Here is a 939-nt window from a genome sequence, read left to right on the forward strand (position 1 = left end):
GGAGTGCGCTGCGATCAGGGAGCTGGCTTCCTGGCGGGTGGTGCCTGAGCTTTCGATGTGGGCGAGTTCTGCGGGGATTTCCCAGCCCTTTTTGCGCATTGCGGTGGCCCAGAGGCGTCCGGCGCGGTAGGAGGACCGGACTAGCGGGCCGGACATGACGCCGAGGAAGCCGATTTCCTCGGCCTCGGTGGCGAGGTCGACGAATTCCTGCGGCTTGACCCAGCGGTCCACCGGGAGGTGGCGTTCGGAGGGGCGCAGGTACTGGGTGATGGTGATCAGGTCGCAGCCGGCGTCGTGCAGGTCCTGGAGGGCTTCGGAGATTTCCTCGCGGGTTTCGCCCATGCCCAGGATCAGGTTGGACTTGGTGACCATACCCAGGTTCCGGCCCTGGGTGATGACGTCCAGGGAGCGGTCGTAGCGGAACGCCGGGCGGATGCGCTTGAAGATCCGGGGCACGGTTTCGACGTTGTGGGCGAAGACCTCGGGCTTGGAGTCGCAGATCGCTGCGATGTGTTCGGGCTTGCCGGAGAAGTCCGGGATCAGCAGTTCCACGCCGGTGCCGGGGTTCAGTTCGTGGATCTTGCGGACCGTTTCGGCGTAGAGCCAGACGCCCTCGTCGGCGAGGTCGTCGCGGGCCACGCCGGTGACGGTGGCGTAGCGCAGCTGCATGGCCTGGACCGAACGGGCCACCTTGGTGGGTTCGAACATGTCCACCGGGGAGGGCTTGCCGGTGTCGATCTGGCAGAAATCGCAGCGCCGGGTGCATTCGGAGCCGCCGATCAGGAAGGTGGCTTCCTTGTCTTCCCAGCACTCGAAGATATTGGGGCAGCCGGCCTCCTCACACACCGTGTGGAGGCCCTCCTTCTTGACCAGGTTCTTGAGCTGGACGAACTCCGGGCCCATCTGGACCTTGGCTTTGATCCAATCCGGCTTACGTTC

General features: G+C 65.1%; 1 protein-coding gene. It reads right to left on the bottom strand.

The window, feature by feature from the left end; genetic code table 11:
* Positions 1-939, bottom strand: a 939-nt coding sequence (lipA, locus tag CXQ91_RS24145; protein ID WP_104176370.1) for a lipoyl synthase, incomplete at both ends; no start/stop codon positions are given.

Source organism: Arthrobacter sp. Y81, from assembly GCF_002929335.1.
GTDB lineage: Bacteria > Actinomycetota > Actinomycetes > Actinomycetales > Micrococcaceae > Arthrobacter.